The organism is Pantoea sp. BJFS-204 (genome assembly GCF_049310725.1).
Lineage (GTDB): Bacteria > Pseudomonadota > Gammaproteobacteria > Enterobacterales > Enterobacteriaceae > Pantoea > Pantoea agglomerans.
Genome location: NZ_JBMOWE010000001.1, coordinates 1,398,314 through 1,414,225 on the forward strand (window position 1 = coordinate 1,398,314; position 15,912 = coordinate 1,414,225).

Here is a 15,912-nt window from a genome sequence, read left to right on the forward strand (position 1 = left end):
GCAACAAAGATGAATACCCTGTTTCAGATATTGAATCGAATCGCGATCAGCGCCATGCAACGCTCCGAAGTGGTCGGTGCGGCTTTTGCCATGGCGCTGGTGTTTATGCTTATTATTCCCTTACCGCTGCCATTAATTGATGCGCTGATAGCGGTGAATATCTGCCTGTCATCTCTGCTGGTCGTGCTGGCCATGTATCTGCCTAAGCCGCTGGCGTTCTCAACCTTTCCCGCCGTGCTGCTGCTCACCACCATGTTCCGCCTGGCACTCTCTATCTCCACCACCCGCCAGATCTTAATTCAGCAGGATGCGGGCCATGTGGTGGCGGCTTTCGGTAACTTTGTGGTGGGCGGCAACCTTGCGGTAGGGATGGTGATGTTCCTGATCCTGACCGTGGTGAACTTCCTGGTCATTACCAAAGGTTCCGAAAGGGTAGCCGAAGTGGCTGCGCGTTTTACCCTTGATGCAATGCCAGGTAAGCAGATGTCCATCGACAGCGATCTGCGCGCCGGACTGATTGATGGGGTACAGGCCAGAAACCGGCGTAATGAACTGGCAAAAGAGAGTCAGTTATTCGGGGCGATGGATGGCGCGATGAAGTTTGTTAAAGGTGACGCTATCGCCGGGCTGGTGATTGTCGTGATTAACCTGATTGGCGGCATCAGTATTGGCGTGCTGCAGCTGGGCATGCCTGCTGGCGAAGCGATGCATATCTACTCGATTCTGACCATCGGTGACGGACTGATTGCACAGATCCCTGCGCTGCTGATCTCGCTGACCGCCGGGATGCTGATTACCCGCGTCTCGTCCGACAATGAGCAGACGGCTGACAATAATATCGGCCGCGAGATTGCCGAGCAGTTAACCAGCCAGCCGAAAGCCTGGCTGCTCTCCTCAATGGGGATGGTGGGCTTTGCCCTGCTGCCAGGTATGCCAACGGCAATTTTTTTGCTTCTGGCCGCGCTGACGATGATTAGCGGCGGTTTTCAGATCTGGCGTGTCAGAAAGACCCTGAGCCTTGCGCAGCCGCAAATGGAAAATGAGGTCATTCCCCCTGAGCTGAACGGCAAGGAGGATTTACGTCAGTTCAACCCAACACGACCTTATCTGATCAATTTCTCGTCCTCATGGCGCGGCCATCCGGAGATGCTGGAGCTGGTGCAGGATATTCGCCGCCTGCGTAACCGTATCGTTTACCACTTCGGCTTTACCCTGCCAGCGTTCGATATCGAGTTTCTCGACCAGCAGACGGAGGATGAGTTTCGCTTCTCGGTTTATGAAATCCCGAAAGTAAAAGGGACATTTAACGTGTCGCATCGGGCGGTGAAACGCCGCTGGCTGGACGAGATCGCGTCAACCGACAGGGAAAGCGTGGCAGAGGGCGACGAGCAGCGTCAGGAAGGCGATCTTATCTGGCTGGCGGCGGATCATCCGCTGCTGCAAAACGAAGAGGTCGAGCGCTGGACGGCGCGCGAAATCCTGGTAAAGCGCATGGAGAACGCTATTCACGCCAGCAGCCCGCATTTTATTGGTCTGCAGGAAACCCGCGCGCTGGTGAGCTGGCTGGAATCAGAGCAGCCGGAGCTGTCGCAGGAGTTACAGCGCGTGATGCCCCTCTCACGTTTCTCCAGCGTCCTGCAAAAACTGGTTTCAGAACGCATTCCGCTGCGATCGGTTCGGGCAATTGCCGAAGCGCTGATCGAGCATGGGCAGCATGAGCGCGACATCTGGCTGCTGACCGACCAGGTGCGCATCTCGTTAAAAAATCATCTCTGTTACCAGTATGCCCGTCCGGACGGCCTGCATGTCTGGCTGCTGACACCGGAACTGGAAGAACAGTTGCGTGACTCGCTTCGTCAGACGCAAAACGATCTGTTCTTTGCGCTAACCCATGAGCAGATCAGCGCCATTCTCCCGCTCATCGCCAACGCATTCCCGGTTGACACCCCGGAAAGCGCGGTGCTGCTGGTCGCCCAGGATTTGCGCAGCCCGATGCGCGGGCTTATTCAGGAAGAGTTCCACTATGTGCCGGTGCTCTCGTTTGCAGAGCTGCAACCCAATCTCGCAGTAAATGTGCTGGGGCGTATAGAGCTCGATCCGGCCGCTTACTCACTTACCACGTGGGAGAGTTAACCATGTTCGAACTGCGCGTGCTGTCTGGCCTGCATTTAGGCGCCGCGTTACCCCTCTTCGGTGATAAATGGCTGATTGGCCACGCCGATGAGGCCGATCTGATGCTTAGCGATGCTCGCGTTGCTGCCCGCCAGTGCGAGCTGCGCCGGGAAGAGACCCGGTGGCTGGCACAACCGCACGGCGGGGAAGCCTATGCCATTAATAGTGAAGAACCTTTTCAGGTCGCTGACGTCTGGCTCTGCGTCGCGCGTATCGACACGCCGTGGGCCGCCTGTATGCCGCCTGCCACCCCTTCTATGCCAGAAGAATCTGCTGAAACGCCGAATGAGGCCATACCCCCGGTCGCTGCCCGTAAAGGGATATTCACCCGCAGCATCCGCACGCTGGTCTGGAGCCTGATGTTGCTGCTCACCCTGACAGTAATGAGCTGGGTTTTGCAGCCCACCGTAGCCCAGACTCAGGTCACCTCCTCCCGGCCACTGAGTACTCCCGCAGAATTGCAGGCTCCGTTACAGAAAATGTTGCGCGAACGCGATCTGGCAAGCCTCGTGAAAGTGGACATGCATAATCAGCGAGTGCGTCTTACAGGCCGCCTCAGTAAGCCACAGATGCAAATCTATAAACGAATGCTGGAGCGCTTTAACGCAACGTACACCAGCGATATCCCGCTGGAAAACCAGGTCAGGCTGCTGAAGGTCAGACTGCCGTTTCGCATTGTGCAAATCACCACCGGTAGCCGCGCCAATATTGTCACTGATGATGGGCAGCGTCTGTTTATCGGCGATGAAGTCGACAACCTGCGGCTGGTGGCGATTACCAGTAACCAGATCGAGTTCAACGGGCGCGATAACATTAAGGTGAGCTGGTAATGACGATGACACTGGAGCAGTGGTATCAGCAGCAGCGGCGGCGGCTGACCTGCTTTTCGCCGGTCGAAAGCTTTGGTCGCATTACCGGGATCAGCGGGATATTGCTCGAAAGCAGCCTGCCCGAGGCGCGGATTGGCGATCTCTGCCAGATCGCCCGGGATGACGGGCAAAGCGTGCTGGCAGAGGTGGTCGGCTTTAACCCGCAGCACACACTGCTTTCCGCCCTTGGCCAGCTCGACGGCATTGCTCGGGGCGCGCGCGTGGTTCCGCTGCGTCTGCCGCACAGTATTGTGGTGTCGGACGCCCTGCTCGGCACGGTACTTGACGGCTTTGGCCGTCCACTGGATGCAGGCCAGCCTGGCGCGTTCGCCCTGCCCGGTACGGTGGATGATGCGGTGGGCGTACTGGGCGATGCCCCGGCACCCACCGATCGTCCGCGCATCGATACGCCGCTGCCGACCGGCATTCGCGCCATTGATGGTCCGCTGACCCTCGGCGTGGGACAGCGGGTGGGGATTTTTGCCGGCGCGGGCTGCGGGAAAACCACCCTGCTGGCAGAGATTGCCCGTAATACGCCCTGCGATGTCATTGTCTTTGGTTTGATTGGCGAGCGTGGGCGCGAATTGCGTGAGTTTCTCGACCACGAACTGGATGAGGCGCTGCGCAGCCGTACGGTGCTCGTCTGCGCCACCTCCGATCGCAGCAGTATGGAACGCGCCAGGGCCGCTTTTACTGCCACTGCCATCGCCGAAGCCTGGCGCGATAAGGGTAAGAACGTGCTGTTGATCCTCGACTCCCTGACCCGCTTTGCCCGCGCCCAGCGTGAAATCGGCCTCGCGCTGGGCGAGCCACCGGGTCGCGGCGGGCTGCCGCCTTCGGTTTATACCTTATTACCCACCCTGCTGGAGCGCGCAGGACAGACCTCACGGGGGGCCATCACCGCCCTCTATTCCGTGCTGATTGAAGCCGATTCAATGAACGATCCGGTCGCGGACGAAGTGAGATCCCTGATTGATGGCCACATTGTGCTGACCCGTCGTCTGGCGGAGCGCGGTCACTACCCGGCTATTGATGTGCTGGCAAGCCTGAGCCGAACCATGAGCAACGTTGCGACTCGCGAGCATAGCCGCGACGCCACGCAGCTGCGCCGCATGATGTCCGCCTGGCAGCAGGTAGAAATGTTAATCCGCCTGGGAGAATACCAGCCGGGACATGATGCCATGACCGATGCGGCAGTATCGGCTCAGGAGGCGATAAATGGCTATCTGCAACAGGCGATGCACGCGCCCTGCGGATATGACGACACACTGCATTACTTAGCGGAGGTAAGCCAGCATGCGCCGTCATCCGCTACCTGATCACGACATCACGACTGATGAGGGCAGCGCTGAATTGCAGCAGGCCTTCTCTCTGCTGCTGCCAATTCGCCGCCAGCGCTTACGCCGCTGCGAACGGTTGCAACGGCAAGCGGAGCAGGCGCTGTGCGAAGCGCAACGTCAGTCAGCCGAGGCGGAACACCAGCTTGAAGCCGCACTACAGCATTATCAGCAGCTGCGCGATAGCTTTGCCGGACACCACCAGTCGGGGCTGCAAAAACAGGAGCATCTGGTCGGGGGATTGGCCCGGGAGCGCCAGGCCAGCGACGCGGTGAGTGGACAGCGTAATCAGCTGCAACAGTGCCGCGCACAGCAGGTTATGCAGCAACAACAGGTGCAGCACACACAGCAGCAAACACAGGCGCGTCTGCGCGATGTGGAAAAACTGGAATATCTGATGGCGCACAGCGAGGCATTACGATGACAGCCTTACCCCACCCCCCGCAAAATAATCCAGCGCCGCCTGCACGGCCGGAGGTGCAGCGCCGTTCGCCGCAGACCGGACCTTCAGACGTCGCGACATCCGAGCGTAAATCCCGCGCCGAGCCGTTTCGCGAAGAGGGTTCGCTGTTCGACGCGCTGTTGCTCACCCCCAGCGAACTGCCGCAACCGCTTATCATACCCTGGGAAGGCTCCCCCTCTTTTGGGTCACAGTTATCCCATGAGCATGTGGCTCCCGCTTCTCCGGCCAGGGCCTGGCAACAACTGGAGCCCCCCCTGTGCGCCATGGCAGAAAAGCAGCCTGCTGGCCCGATATCGATGACGCTACTGCTGCCCCTTTTAGGCGAAGTGGATGCCCGCCTGAGTCCTTTTGCCGCGGGCTGGGATATCAGCCTGCGTTTTGCGCCACCTGCCATGACGATGATGGCCGCCCATCAGGAACGCTGCCGGGAGTCCCTGCGCCGCCGGATGGCCTGCGCTGTGCGCCTGCGTTTTGAGCAGCGCGGAGGCCGGGAATGAAACCCTTATCCCTGCGCACTCTGCCGCGCGAAGAAGCCAGCCTGCGCCAGCGTATCGGCCACGGCCTTGGCTATCCTTTTACCCTTGCAGGCGAAGCGGGTGAGCTTCAGCTGCGGCTCGCCCCCCCCGGCGAGCGGCCACCGACGCAGAGCTTCTCATGCAAGGCGGGAGGGTTATCTCTGGCGGAGAGCGAAGCGCTGCTGAGTCTGTTTTCCACTTGCCCGCTGCTGCCAGAACCCGGGGCGTGCGCTGACTGGTACTGGCCGCTCTTTAACCAGCATCTCAGCCCGGCATTGCGCGCGCTATTTGGCGACCTGACGCCGCAGGACGCGCTCTGCGCACCGGTTGAGGGGATGTGGCTTGCGATTAGCGTCACGATCGGTGAGGCGCAGGCGCAAAGTCAGTTATATCTTGCCCCCGCCACATTGGCGGCGTTGTTAAACCAGCCTGGCTGGGCTCCGCTCCCTGCACCGCTTTGCAGCGCCCTGCCGTTATCGCTGCCGATAGAACTGGGTGCGGTGTCGTTTGCTCCCTCGCAGTTACGCACACTTCGCCCCGGTGATGTGATTTTCCCTGCTACCTCGTATTTTTTCCCGACCGGTCGCGGCGAGCTTCGCCTTGCGCAATTGCACCTTAAGGGCGAATTGCTGTTCGGGGAGGGGCATCCTGCCCGTTTTCTTATTACCCGTCTGGAGAATAGTTACATGAATGTGACCCCCGAAGATAATCTGCCTGCCGATACACCTCAAGCGGATGAAGGCCTGACTGAAACAACGGCGCCTGTGGCATCACCTTTTGATGCGCTGCCGCTGGCCCTGACCGTGCGCTGCGGCCATCTCAGACTTACCCTGGGTGAGTTAAATCGTCTGGATGTTGGCTCGACGGTCACGGTCGAAAACGTCGTGCCCGGTGAAGCACTGCTATGTCACGGCGAGTTTCCGCTGGCGAAAGGCGAACTGGTCGATGTCGAAGGACGTCTGGGGTTGCAGATTACTCACATGCTGCCGGGCGTGGCGAGCGTCGGGGATGTGAACAGGTGATTCCGATGGAGATGGGGCCACTCAACCCGATTATGCTGGCGCTGTTTCTCGGCGCACTGGCACTGCTGCCGATGATGCTCATTATCTGTACCAGCTTTTTGAAAATTACGATGGTGCTGCAATTGACGCGCAACGCGATGGGCGTGCAGCAGGTGCCGCCAACGATGGCGCTCAACGGCATTGCGCTGGCGGCAACGCTATTTATTATGGCGCCGGTATTTAGCGATATGACCGACAGGCTGAAAGCGATCCCTGTCGATTTCAGCAGTATGGAGCGGCTCGAATATACCGCCGCTAATGGTATCGAACCGCTGAAAACGTTTATGCATAAAAATACCGATCCGGACATCGTCATCCATCTGCAGGAAAATGCCCAGCGTATGTGGCCAAAGAAAATGGCAGATTCGGTCACCCCCGAAAATATGCTGCTCATTATCCCGGCCTTCGTGCTATCGGAGCTGCAGAACGGTTTCAAAATCGGCTTTCTGATCTTTATTCCTTTTATTGTCGTTGACCTGATCGTCTCGAATATCCTGCTGGCGCTCGGGATGCAGATGGTGTCGCCGATGACCGTTTCGCTGCCACTGAAGATCCTGCTGTTTGTGCTCATCAGCGGCTGGACGCGGCTGCTCGACGGCCTGTTCTACAGCTATTTATGAGGTCATCATGGATATTCTGACGCTGTTTCGCCAGGGGTTATTGCTGGTGGTTATCCTCTCCGCGCCGCCGCTGCTGGTGGCAGTGATCTCCGGGGTAATTATTTCACTGGTACAGGCCGCGATGCAGTTGCAGGATCAGACCCTGCCGTTCTGCATCAAACTTATCGCGGTCGGCCTGACGCTGGCGCTTACCGGGCGCTGGGTCGGTGTTGAACTGATGGAGCTGGCGCAGGCGGCGTTTGCGATGATGTCAACGGTCAGTTCCTGATGCTGACAGGTTACCCACTCACCGATACGTTTCATGCCATCCTCGCGCTGGGACTTGGCATGGCGCGCATCTTTCCCTGCCTGTTACTGACACCGATATTCTCTTTTAGCGTCATAAAAGGGCTGCTGCGAACCGCCATTGCTGTGGCGCTGGCGCTGTTTATCGCCCCAGGCATCAAAGAACAAATTGATGTGCTTGAGCCGACAATGATGGCGCTGGCAGGGCTGGTACTCAAAGAGTTGATGATAGGCACCCTGCTCGGATTGTTGCTGGCGTTGCCTTTCTGGCTGTATGAGTCTGTTGGTGCGTTATTCGATAACCAGCGGGGTGCCTTAATGGGTGGACAAATTAACCCCCAGCTGGGGCCGGATGTGACGCCTCTGGGTAAGTTAATGCAGCAGGTGCTGATATTGCTGCTGGTCACAGGGCTGGGATTATCGACCATCACCCAGGTGATCTGGGACAGCTATCATCTTTGGTCCGCCACCCAGTGGATACCTTTCCCCGCAGAGGCGGGTTTTCACGTCTGGCTTACGCTTTTGGGGAAAATCTTCAGCGATATGGTGCTTTATGCCGGGCCGCCGGTGGCGCTGATGCTGCTGCTCGATTTTGCCATCGGTGTGATGAGTCTCTATAGCCCACAGCTACAGGCGACTGCCCTGACAATTCCGTTGAAATGCCTGCTCGGCATGTTGTTTTTTATCCTCTATCTGCCACTGCTGGACCATCTGGGTAATGCGCGGTTGTATGAACTGCGCGATCTTATCCCTGTCCTGTCGCAGATATTTGCCCCTTCAGCCGGGAGCGCACCATGAGCGAAAAAACCGAAGACGCTACACCGCAAAAACTCAGAGAGTCGCGCAAAAAAGGCCAGGTCAGCCAGAGCCAGGATATCCCTAAGCTGCTTATCTCAATCGGTATCCTTGAGACCCTGTTTGCTATGGTGGATACCGGGATGCAGCGGTTGCAGGCGATGATGCTGCTGCCGTTAACGCGTCTGCGCGACCCATTCGATCACGCGATGGAGGAAGTAATAAGTGATAGCGTCACCGTAATGCTGGTGCTGGTGGGCATCGCGTGCGCCATTGCCATGCTGCTGCGGGTGGTGGGCGGCTGGGTGCAGTTCGGCCCACTCTTCTCCACCGAAGCGCTGGCACCGAAACCGGATGCGCTTAACCCGTTTAATCACCTGAAGAATATGTTTTCCGCCCGCCAGTTTACCCAGCTTTTGACCAGCATCTTTAAAGCGGTGGTGATAGGCCTGGTGGTATGGCAGGCGATCATGCCGGACCTCGGTGGCCTTGCTCAGCTGGCGCTTGGCGATCTCAATGGTTTCTGGCAGGGGGTGATGGCGCTGTTTATGAAGGTGTCACGTCGGGTGCTGATGGTGATGCTAATAATCAGCCTGTTCGATTTTGGTATTCAGCGCTATTTCTTCCTCAAACAGCAGCGTATGAGTCATGAAGATATCAAAAACGAATTTAAGCAGAGCGAAGGCGATCCGCATATGAAAGGCCACCGCCGTCAGCTGGCTCAGGAGATCCTGAATGAAGAGCCGGTGCCTGCCCGTGAGATTAACGTGGAAGACGCGGATGTGTTGCTGGTTAATCCCACCCATTTTGCCGTCGGTCTCTATTATCGCCCGGATGAAACGCCGCTGCCGCGTCTGCTGTTTAAGGCTTGCGATGAAGAGGCGCGGGCATTAATTGAAGAGGCGCAGCGTAAAAAGAGACCGGTTATCCGCTTTATCTGGCTGACCCGCACTCTGTGGCGCACCACGCGCGAAGGGGCTTATGTTCCACGCGAAACGTTAAATGCCGTCGCGCACGTCTATCGTCTGCTGCGGGAGCTGGAGGATCACTATCTGGATGAGGTGATTGAGATTCGGGAAGAATAGTGCGGAGGGTAACTCCGCACTATCTTATCAGGCATTAACATCTGCATCTCACGGGCCTGCTGAATAAAAGCCAGTATTAAACGCCGGGGTGAAACCGGCAAGCGGTTGCTGATAACAGAGCCGCCTGCGGTCTGCTGCAGGAAAACTGACGTAATGGAATAGCATTACCAGCACTGGCATGCGGGCAAAGAGTGCGCCGCACACAGGCTTCCCGGAAACGGAAGGTGAATAGCTATGGTCGATTATCGTTAAAATATGGCCCCATCGATCAGCCGGGGCCTGGGACTGCCGAAACGTGATTAGTTATCTACCGTTATCCGCGTGTAGTCGTTCGGGCCATTACGCAGTTGTGGTTGCCACCAGATGGTCAGGTTATGCAGGTCTGAAGAGGGGCGACAGCCCACGTCATTACATCCGCCCTGCGGCCGCGCGCAGGCACTCAGCACCAGCGCGGCGGCGGTAAGCACAATTATTCTCACTAACATGCTTTTTCCTTATCAGCTCAGTAGAGGTTTTTGGCCGGTGCACCGCCTGCTGAAGAGAGCAGCGAAGCGCGAGAAGGACGTGACGGAGCATTGCTATCAAATGCGACGAATACCTCCGCCGACTCACCCGGGCGCAGTTCTCCGCGCGGCCAGACCGCTACCGCCAGCGTGCGGTCACTGCGGCACAGACTCTCATCAAAACGCTGCGTCTGCTGGGTGCTATTGGTGATCACTCCAACGGTTATCTGTACGCTGCTGTTGCCGTACCACTGATGGCGGCGGAAATCGCTCCCGAAAGCGCCCGAAATGCGGCACAGGGAGGAAAGCGTCTGGCCCGTGCCACCGCTGGTCATCCCCGCTGGCACGCGGTTCAGCGCCAGGTCGCGCATCGCGCCTTCCACCATCCCTTTGACGTCGGTGTACTTATGACGATTAGTCACCTCATCCATCGCGGTATTCAGCTGTTCGCGCGACTCGGCAGCGATATACCGGGTCGGATCGACCTGGTCACCAATTAAATGCGGCGTAATAATAAACAGCCGCTCACGCTGGGAGGTCTCATAGCGCGTTGAGGTAAAGAGCTTGCCGATCAGCGGAATACTGCCGAGGATCGGGATGCGTCGCTCACGGTCGCCCGTCTCTTTGGAATGGAACCCGCCCAGAACCAGCGAGCGTCGCGCCTCCACCAGCGCCTGGGTGCTGACCGCTGCGTTATGGGTTCCCTGCGCATCGCCCTCATCATCTTTATTGAGCTTGCCATCTTCCACATCAACAATGAGCTGGATAGCCGATTTTTGTGAAGTGGTGATTGCGCGTGGCGTCACCCGCAGGCTGGTGCCTGCGGTGACAGACTGAATATCCGCCACCCTCTCGCCAATGGCGCGTATAAAGGCAGTATCGCTGAAATCAATCACCGCGGGCTGATTCTCCAGCGTGAGGATAGTGGGGTTAGCGATAATGGATGCCGTCCCTTCCCCCTCCATCGCTTCGATACTGGCAAAAAAACGCTGGAAATCGGTCACAAACAGTGTACTGGCACCGGAGAGCATATTGGCGCCGCTGGCGACACTGCCAAACTGACCGGCCAGGTTGCTGGAGAAGCGTTTCAGCGCGCTGCGGTCGATATCGACAATCACTGCATCAATTTCGATCAGCTTTTGCGGAACATCAATGGCGTTAATTAATGCCTGATAAGCGTCCCGGGTTTTCGGATCGTCACGCACCAGCAGCAGGTTGTTACGCACATCCGCTGATACTTTACCCGCCAGACTGCTGACAGGCGCCTTTTTACGTCCGGAGGCCGGCATATTGCGATTAATCAGCTCGTTTAAAACACTTTGCGACTGTTCACGTGTTGCCTGTTCATCCTCTCCCTGGCCTGATGACATTCTTCCGGAAGAGGCGTTGCTGGACTGACCCAGCAGTTCATTCAGAATGGTGGCCACCCCCGGCACCAGCAGCTCCTGATCGCGATAGCGAATGGTGCGATCCGCCACGGCCGCATAACGCAGCGGGAATGCCATCATATCTTTATTGGCCCCGGCTTCAGGTTTGCTTTCCGATTTACGGGCAAATTCCGTTATCTGGCGCACATACTCCGGCGGACCGGTCACCAATACCACGCCTTCATCCGGCAGTTCGCCCCAACCGAAGCGGGGTTCCAGCAGGCCGACACCGCGCAGCGCCTCTTTCAGATCCGGCGCGGCTTCCGGGGAAATCTCAATACGCTGGGAAGTTTGCGCTGCCTGCGGGCTGACGTAGAGCGTGTTGTTATAAACAAACCACTGAAAGCGATACTCAAGCGCCAGGCGATTAAGGAACGCTTCCGGGCTGTCTGCGCGCAGTTTACCGGTGACATTGCTGTCGCCCAGCGTGCCAAGATTGACCTCAACACCAAAGCTGCTGGCAAAATCGTCAAGAATAATATTAAGCGGGGTATTATCTGCCGAATAGGCATACGCACCATTCTTCCACTCATCCGGCACACGAGCGTTTGTGATGCCCATACTCAGTAGCAGCAGGGTAATGGCCGCCAGCAGGCGGCCCGGAAAAGAAAACGTAAACACGCCTGACTCCTTGATGACAGGGGCTTAGTTAACAGCGTCGATGATCGCTTTACGGATGCCAAACCTGAACTGGGTGTATTGCGAACTTGCCCAGCTGGCGTTGGACATATCCTGCAGGCGATTCTGGAAAGCATACATATCCGCAATGCTGAACGATTCGCCCGAAACATCGCGGGCAAACTGATAGGCTTCATGATGTTTGCGGTTTGAGTTGGAAGATAACTGACGCTGTAACAGATCGCTGGAACTCATGATATTGACTCCTCTTGTTGGACACCCCTGTTAAGTGGCGCGACAAGCGAAGCAGTTCCACTGTTTTTGCTTTTTTTATGCATTCTCTTCTGCCAGCGCTGGCGCGAGCTGCTGGCACAGCGTCCGCCAGTTAACCATCAGCTCGCCTGCGTCGGTAATAAGCCGCAAGCGATCTGGCTCAAGCGCCGGGTCGGCGCACAGCGTCCAGCGAAGCTGCGGCTGCGCGACCAGCCAGCCGTTAATCTCCTGCTCCTGCCCGCTGGCGCAATACAGCGTCGCCTGCTGCTGACGCGGATAGTGACGCAACAACTGTCTGAGCAACGCGTGAAAACGACGCTCATCATCCACCTCATCGAGCAGGTGTTGCAGTGCCTCGTTCAGAACCTTGCCAGCGAGTAACACCAGCTGCGTCTCTTCGGCTGCGCGCTGTTCCTGCCAGTCCGCAAAGAGCGTCTGCGCCTGCTGCCAGAACCGGGCTTCCCCTTCGCGCTGGCTGGCCGCCCTTTCGGCTTGTGCCTCGGCGCGTGCCTGCTCGCGGATCGTTTGCGCCTGTTTATGGGCCAGCTCGATAATGGAAGCCGCTTCAAGCCTGAGCGCAATTTCCTCGCGGCGCAGCACATTACCCGGTGGGGCGCTGCCGCCCTGCAGATGCAGGCTTTTAAGTTTCCACATCGCGCGTCTCTCCCGAATGTTGTTGCACCTGCCAGAGCGCCGTTTCCCATAAAGGACGCAAACGATGGCCAGGCAGTGAAAGTGCCGGGTTTACCGGCACGTCGCTTACAGGGAAGAGTAGCCGCAGGCGCGGCCAGATAGCCGGAAATAACGCCTGCAGCAGACAGAGGCTGTCGGCGCTGCCGCCAGTAGTGAAAAGCCCGGCGGGCAGCCAGCACTCAATGCGCATTCCTTTCGCCAGACGCCGCAACCAGATCTTTAGCTCTGCGGGTAGCGGCATGGCTCCGGCGCAAATTTCCGCGACTAAAATCAACAGTTGCGCGCGCTGTTCGCAGCTTAAGTCGCTGATGGCCAGCACCATCGGCTCCGGCGCGACCAGTTCGCCTGACACACCCAGTGTGTGGTGCCAGCACGAGGCATGCTGGCGGAGATAGTGCCTCTGCAAAGGCGCAGACAACCGGGCCAGTGGCTGGGTGCACCAGCTTTCATCAGCCTGTAACCAAAAGTCAGCGTGCCACCAGCGTAACCAGCGCAGGGTAATTTCCTCATCAGGCGCAGCATTGAGCATAATCAATCACTTCGCCTGTGCAGCCAGGCGCTTACGACTCAGAGCCTGACGAATGAACGCATTTGCCACGAGTAACAGCAGCAGCACCCCAAAGCATGTTGTAACTATCTTAATCATCCCGTAATGTTCCGGGCTAAGCTGAAACGGCCCCAGTTGCACCATTTCAATTTTATCCTGCCAGGCTTTCGCCGGGACAAAGACAATCGCCAGATCGCGGTCATCGCGCCCGCCCAGCCCCGGAATGCTGGTTGCCACCAGCCGGCGAATGCGCGGTTCGATACTGTCCGGATCGAGGTTTTCATGATATTTGATAAATACCGAGGCGGAAGCGGGCTGAACCGGCTCGCCGGGGGCGATACGCTCGGGCAATACGACATGCACACGCGCCACCACGACGCCATCAATTTGTGACAGTGTCGCTTCTACCTCCTGTGACAGCGCATAGATATAGCGGGCGCGCTCCTCCAGCGGACTGGAGATAACACCACTTTTCTGAAAAACCGCGCCAAGGCTGGTTCGCGCCTGATGAGGCAGTCCGGCGGCATTGAGGATATTCACCGCCCGCTCAATGTCACTGCGCGCGACGCTAACGCTAACCCCCTCTTTAGAAACCTGTTTTTCCGCCTCAATCTTAAAGCGGCTCAGTTCTGCCACCACATCGTTGGCATCGTTTTCTGACAGTCCGCTGTGCAACTGAGTCTGATCACCGCAGCCGGTAAGCAGCAGCGCCAGGCACAGAGCACAGAAGCATTTAATGACAGCGCCATTCATAAGATTCACTGCAGGTTGCTGAGTTTATCGACTGACTGAACGGTTTTGGCAATCACTTTGGCGTTCATCAGACTCTCGATATAGTAATCAGAGAGCTGCGCATTGGCGCGGGAGAAATCTTCCGCACTGGATGACCGCGAAGCGACTCTGAGATCGTTAAAGGCTTCTTTTTGCGCACGCTGGTTGCCGCTCAGCGATTGCAGAATATTGCCGACCACGCCAGGCTCTGAAGAGCTCATCTGGCTGCTGTCAGGCGCAGGGCCATTAAGCTTTGCATTAAACCATTGAATATCTTCCGCCGACGGTGCTTCCTGGTACATTTCGACTGACGGAACCGGTTCTGAAGTGAGCAAGGAAGATTGAGAGACTTTCATCAGTAAAACTCCTGTGGCATTAGAGAGCAGGGAGACAAAAAAACACCTCCCTGCCGGAGTCGATTAGTACTGAATTTTGACCTGGGCTGCGGCTGACGCGGCCTGCGCATTACTTTCGGCGATGCCGTTAATGCGCTGGAACTCTACATCGCGATCCATTTTATCGGCCTGGTTTTCCTGCATCTTGTCCATCGCCTGTTGCGAACGGACCATATATTTCGCACCGTTGTAAGCACCGGCAACCTGAGTGTAAGCAGAAGCTGCGTTGGTGATCCCGTTGGAAAGTAAGCTAGCACCTGACATAGTCATTCCTCGCGTTGATGATAGGTTGTAGTTGGGTGTTGCATTCATTAAGTAATCAATGAAGCTATCCGGTTCCATCGCAAAGAAAATATTTATGCAGATTAAGCCTGCTGGCCCACGGCAAGAGAGGTGGGCGATATATCAGGCGGTAAGTTTTAACAGCTTCAGACGGTGATAAAGGGTGCGCCTGGGAATTCCTAACTCAAGAATGACATCATCGATACGATTGTCGTGCCGGTTCAGGCAGTCGTGGATCAGGCTGCGCTCAATGCGCCGCATTCTGTCTTTTAATAACACGCGCCCTTCCTGCTTTATCTCACAGCACAGCGGCGGTAAGCCCAGCACAAAGCGTTCTGCCGCCGCTTTCAGCTCGCGGATATTTCCCGGCCAGCTATGCAGCAGCAGGGTCTCATCAAGCGCGAGCGATCCTGCCGGCAGAGGCTGATTCAGACGCAGCGCCGCCTCCTGCGTAAACTGGCGAAACATGGGCAAAATCAGTTCTGGTCGTGATCGCACGGTTGGCGTGGCAATTTTAATTGTGTCGAGGCGAAAGAAGAGATCCCGACGAAAACGGCCCTGAGCCACCAGCTGCGCCAGTGGAATTTGTGAGGCGACGACCACCCGCAGATCCAGCCCGATACTTTTGGTGCTGCCCAGTCGCTCTACCGCGCGATTTTCCAGTACACGCAGCAGCTTAGCCTGCATCGTGAGCGGCATACTGTCTATTTCATCCAGAAACAGCACGCCGTGATTAGCACTCTCAATATACCCGGCACGGGAACTGCTTGCGCCGGTGAACGCCCCGGCCATGACCCCAAACAGCTCGCTTTCGGCAAGTGTCTCCGGGATGGCCGCACAGTTGACCGGCACCATCGGGCCACGACAGCCGGAAAGTTGATACAGCCGTTGGGCCAGTGCATCTTTCCCTGTACCCGTTTCTCCCTCGATTAAGACATCTATGTTTAACGGTGCAATCGTATTTAAAATCTTATACAGATGAGTATGGATATCGGTTACGGGCTCCGGGTAACCCGCCGCCGCATCCGGGCGGGAATCAACCTGGCGTAAGACGTTATCCTCACTCTCCTCATCGACAGTCCCGTGGCCTGACTGTGTCCTGTAAAGACGAACCATACATTCTCCATTAGCTTCGCATAAGCGCGCCTTACATGAGGCGCGCTGCTCGTTCAGCACTTGTGGATGTTCTGGAAGCAGAGCC

19 protein-coding genes are annotated in these 15,912 nt (G+C 57.2%); 10 read left to right on the plus strand and 9 right to left on the minus strand.

The window, feature by feature from the left end:
* The first annotated feature begins 9 nt into the window (after positions 1–9).
* From sctV to sctU, 10 genes are read left to right on the plus strand one after another with little or no spacing between them, the layout of a single operon-like run.
* Positions 10–2,133 (plus strand): type III secretion system export apparatus subunit SctV, encoded by a 2,124-nt coding sequence (gene sctV, locus ACO6VX_RS06440; protein ID WP_033771569.1) that lies wholly within the window; start codon positions 10–12, stop codon positions 2,131–2,133.
* Between the two features lie 2 nt (positions 2,134–2,135).
* Complete coding sequence (locus ACO6VX_RS06445; protein ID WP_422457939.1) at positions 2,136–3,002, plus strand: FHA domain-containing protein; 867 nt, start codon at positions 2,136–2,138, stop codon at positions 3,000–3,002.
* Positions 3,002–4,360, plus strand: coding sequence for a type III secretion system ATPase SctN (sctN, locus tag ACO6VX_RS06450; protein ID WP_274605036.1), 1,359 nt, complete (start codon positions 3,002–3,004; stop codon positions 4,358–4,360). The genes ACO6VX_RS06445 and sctN overlap by 1 nt, the downstream gene beginning before the upstream one ends.
* Entirely contained in the window at positions 4,338–4,802 is a 465-nt protein-coding gene (locus ACO6VX_RS06455; RefSeq protein ID WP_422457940.1) for a type III secretion protein, read from the plus strand. The genes sctN and ACO6VX_RS06455 overlap by 23 nt, the downstream gene beginning before the upstream one ends.
* Positions 4,799–5,338: a type III secretion system HrpP C-terminal domain-containing protein gene (locus ACO6VX_RS06460; protein ID WP_010669974.1), complete on the plus strand. Its 540-nt coding sequence runs from the start codon at positions 4,799–4,801 to the stop codon at positions 5,336–5,338. Before ACO6VX_RS06455 ends, ACO6VX_RS06460 begins: the two co-directional genes overlap by 4 nt.
* Positions 5,335–6,378 (plus strand): FliM/FliN family flagellar motor switch protein, encoded by a 1,044-nt coding sequence (locus ACO6VX_RS06465; RefSeq protein ID WP_033771567.1) that lies wholly within the window; start codon positions 5,335–5,337, stop codon positions 6,376–6,378. Before ACO6VX_RS06460 ends, ACO6VX_RS06465 begins: the two co-directional genes overlap by 4 nt.
* A gap of 5 nt (positions 6,379–6,383) precedes the next feature.
* Positions 6,384–7,037: a type III secretion system export apparatus subunit SctR gene (gene sctR / locus ACO6VX_RS06470; protein ID WP_010669972.1), complete on the plus strand. Its 654-nt coding sequence runs from the start codon at positions 6,384–6,386 to the stop codon at positions 7,035–7,037.
* A 7-nt stretch (positions 7,038–7,044) separates the two neighbouring features.
* Positions 7,045–7,305: a type III secretion system export apparatus subunit SctS gene (sctS, locus tag ACO6VX_RS06475; protein ID WP_010245915.1), complete on the plus strand. Its 261-nt coding sequence runs from the start codon at positions 7,045–7,047 to the stop codon at positions 7,303–7,305.
* On the plus strand, positions 7,305–8,120 hold the full coding sequence (gene sctT, locus ACO6VX_RS06480) for a type III secretion system export apparatus subunit SctT (RefSeq protein ID WP_010245919.1): 816 nt from the start codon (positions 7,305–7,307) through the stop codon (positions 8,118–8,120). Before sctS ends, sctT begins: the two co-directional genes overlap by 1 nt.
* Positions 8,117–9,202, plus strand: a complete 1,086-nt coding sequence (gene sctU / locus ACO6VX_RS06485) for a type III secretion system export apparatus subunit SctU (protein WP_033771566.1) — start codon at positions 8,117–8,119, stop codon at positions 9,200–9,202. Before sctT ends, sctU begins: the two co-directional genes overlap by 4 nt.
* Positions 9,203–9,501: 299 nt before the next feature.
* On the opposite strand, the gene hrpT is transcribed toward sctU, so the two are convergent.
* The 9 genes from hrpT to ACO6VX_RS06530 form a co-directional block, all read right to left on the minus strand.
* The gene (gene hrpT, locus ACO6VX_RS06490) at positions 9,502–9,687 is read right to left on the minus strand and encodes an HrpT family type III secretion system protein (RefSeq protein ID WP_010669971.1); all 186 of its coding nucleotides are present in this window, start codon (positions 9,685–9,687) and stop codon (positions 9,502–9,504) included.
* Between the two features lie 17 nt (positions 9,688–9,704).
* Positions 9,705–11,753: a type III secretion system outer membrane ring subunit SctC gene (gene sctC / locus ACO6VX_RS06495; protein ID WP_010245927.1), complete on the minus strand. Its 2,049-nt coding sequence runs from the start codon at positions 11,751–11,753 to the stop codon at positions 9,705–9,707.
* A 24-nt stretch (positions 11,754–11,777) separates the two neighbouring features.
* Positions 11,778–12,005, minus strand: a complete 228-nt coding sequence (locus tag ACO6VX_RS06500) for a hypothetical protein (protein WP_010245930.1) — start codon at positions 12,003–12,005, stop codon at positions 11,778–11,780.
* Between the two features lie 75 nt (positions 12,006–12,080).
* A complete protein-coding gene (sctL, locus tag ACO6VX_RS06505; protein ID WP_187494502.1) occupies positions 12,081–12,677 on the minus strand; it encodes a type III secretion system stator protein SctL in 597 nt (198 codons plus the stop codon).
* Positions 12,664–13,245 carry a serine kinase gene (locus tag ACO6VX_RS06510; RefSeq protein ID WP_236352275.1) on the minus strand — a complete coding sequence of 194 codons (582 nt, stop codon included), beginning with the start codon at positions 13,243–13,245 and terminating at the stop codon, positions 12,664–12,666. The genes sctL and ACO6VX_RS06510 overlap by 14 nt, the downstream gene beginning before the upstream one ends.
* A gap of 6 nt (positions 13,246–13,251) precedes the next feature.
* On the minus strand, positions 13,252–14,016 hold the full coding sequence (gene sctJ, locus ACO6VX_RS06515) for a type III secretion system inner membrane ring lipoprotein SctJ (protein WP_236351790.1): 765 nt from the start codon (positions 14,014–14,016) through the stop codon (positions 13,252–13,254).
* A 5-nt stretch (positions 14,017–14,021) separates the two neighbouring features.
* Positions 14,022–14,390, minus strand: a complete 369-nt coding sequence (locus tag ACO6VX_RS06520; RefSeq protein ID WP_010669966.1) for an EscI/YscI/HrpB family type III secretion system inner rod protein — start codon at positions 14,388–14,390, stop codon at positions 14,022–14,024.
* Between the two features lie 63 nt (positions 14,391–14,453).
* Positions 14,454–14,693: a hypothetical protein gene (locus ACO6VX_RS06525; protein WP_010245940.1), complete on the minus strand. Its 240-nt coding sequence runs from the start codon at positions 14,691–14,693 to the stop codon at positions 14,454–14,456.
* Between the two features lie 141 nt (positions 14,694–14,834).
* A complete protein-coding gene (locus tag ACO6VX_RS06530; protein WP_124889899.1) occupies positions 14,835–15,827 on the minus strand; it encodes a sigma 54-interacting transcriptional regulator in 993 nt (330 codons plus the stop codon).
* Positions 15,828–15,912: the final 85 nt, after the last annotated feature.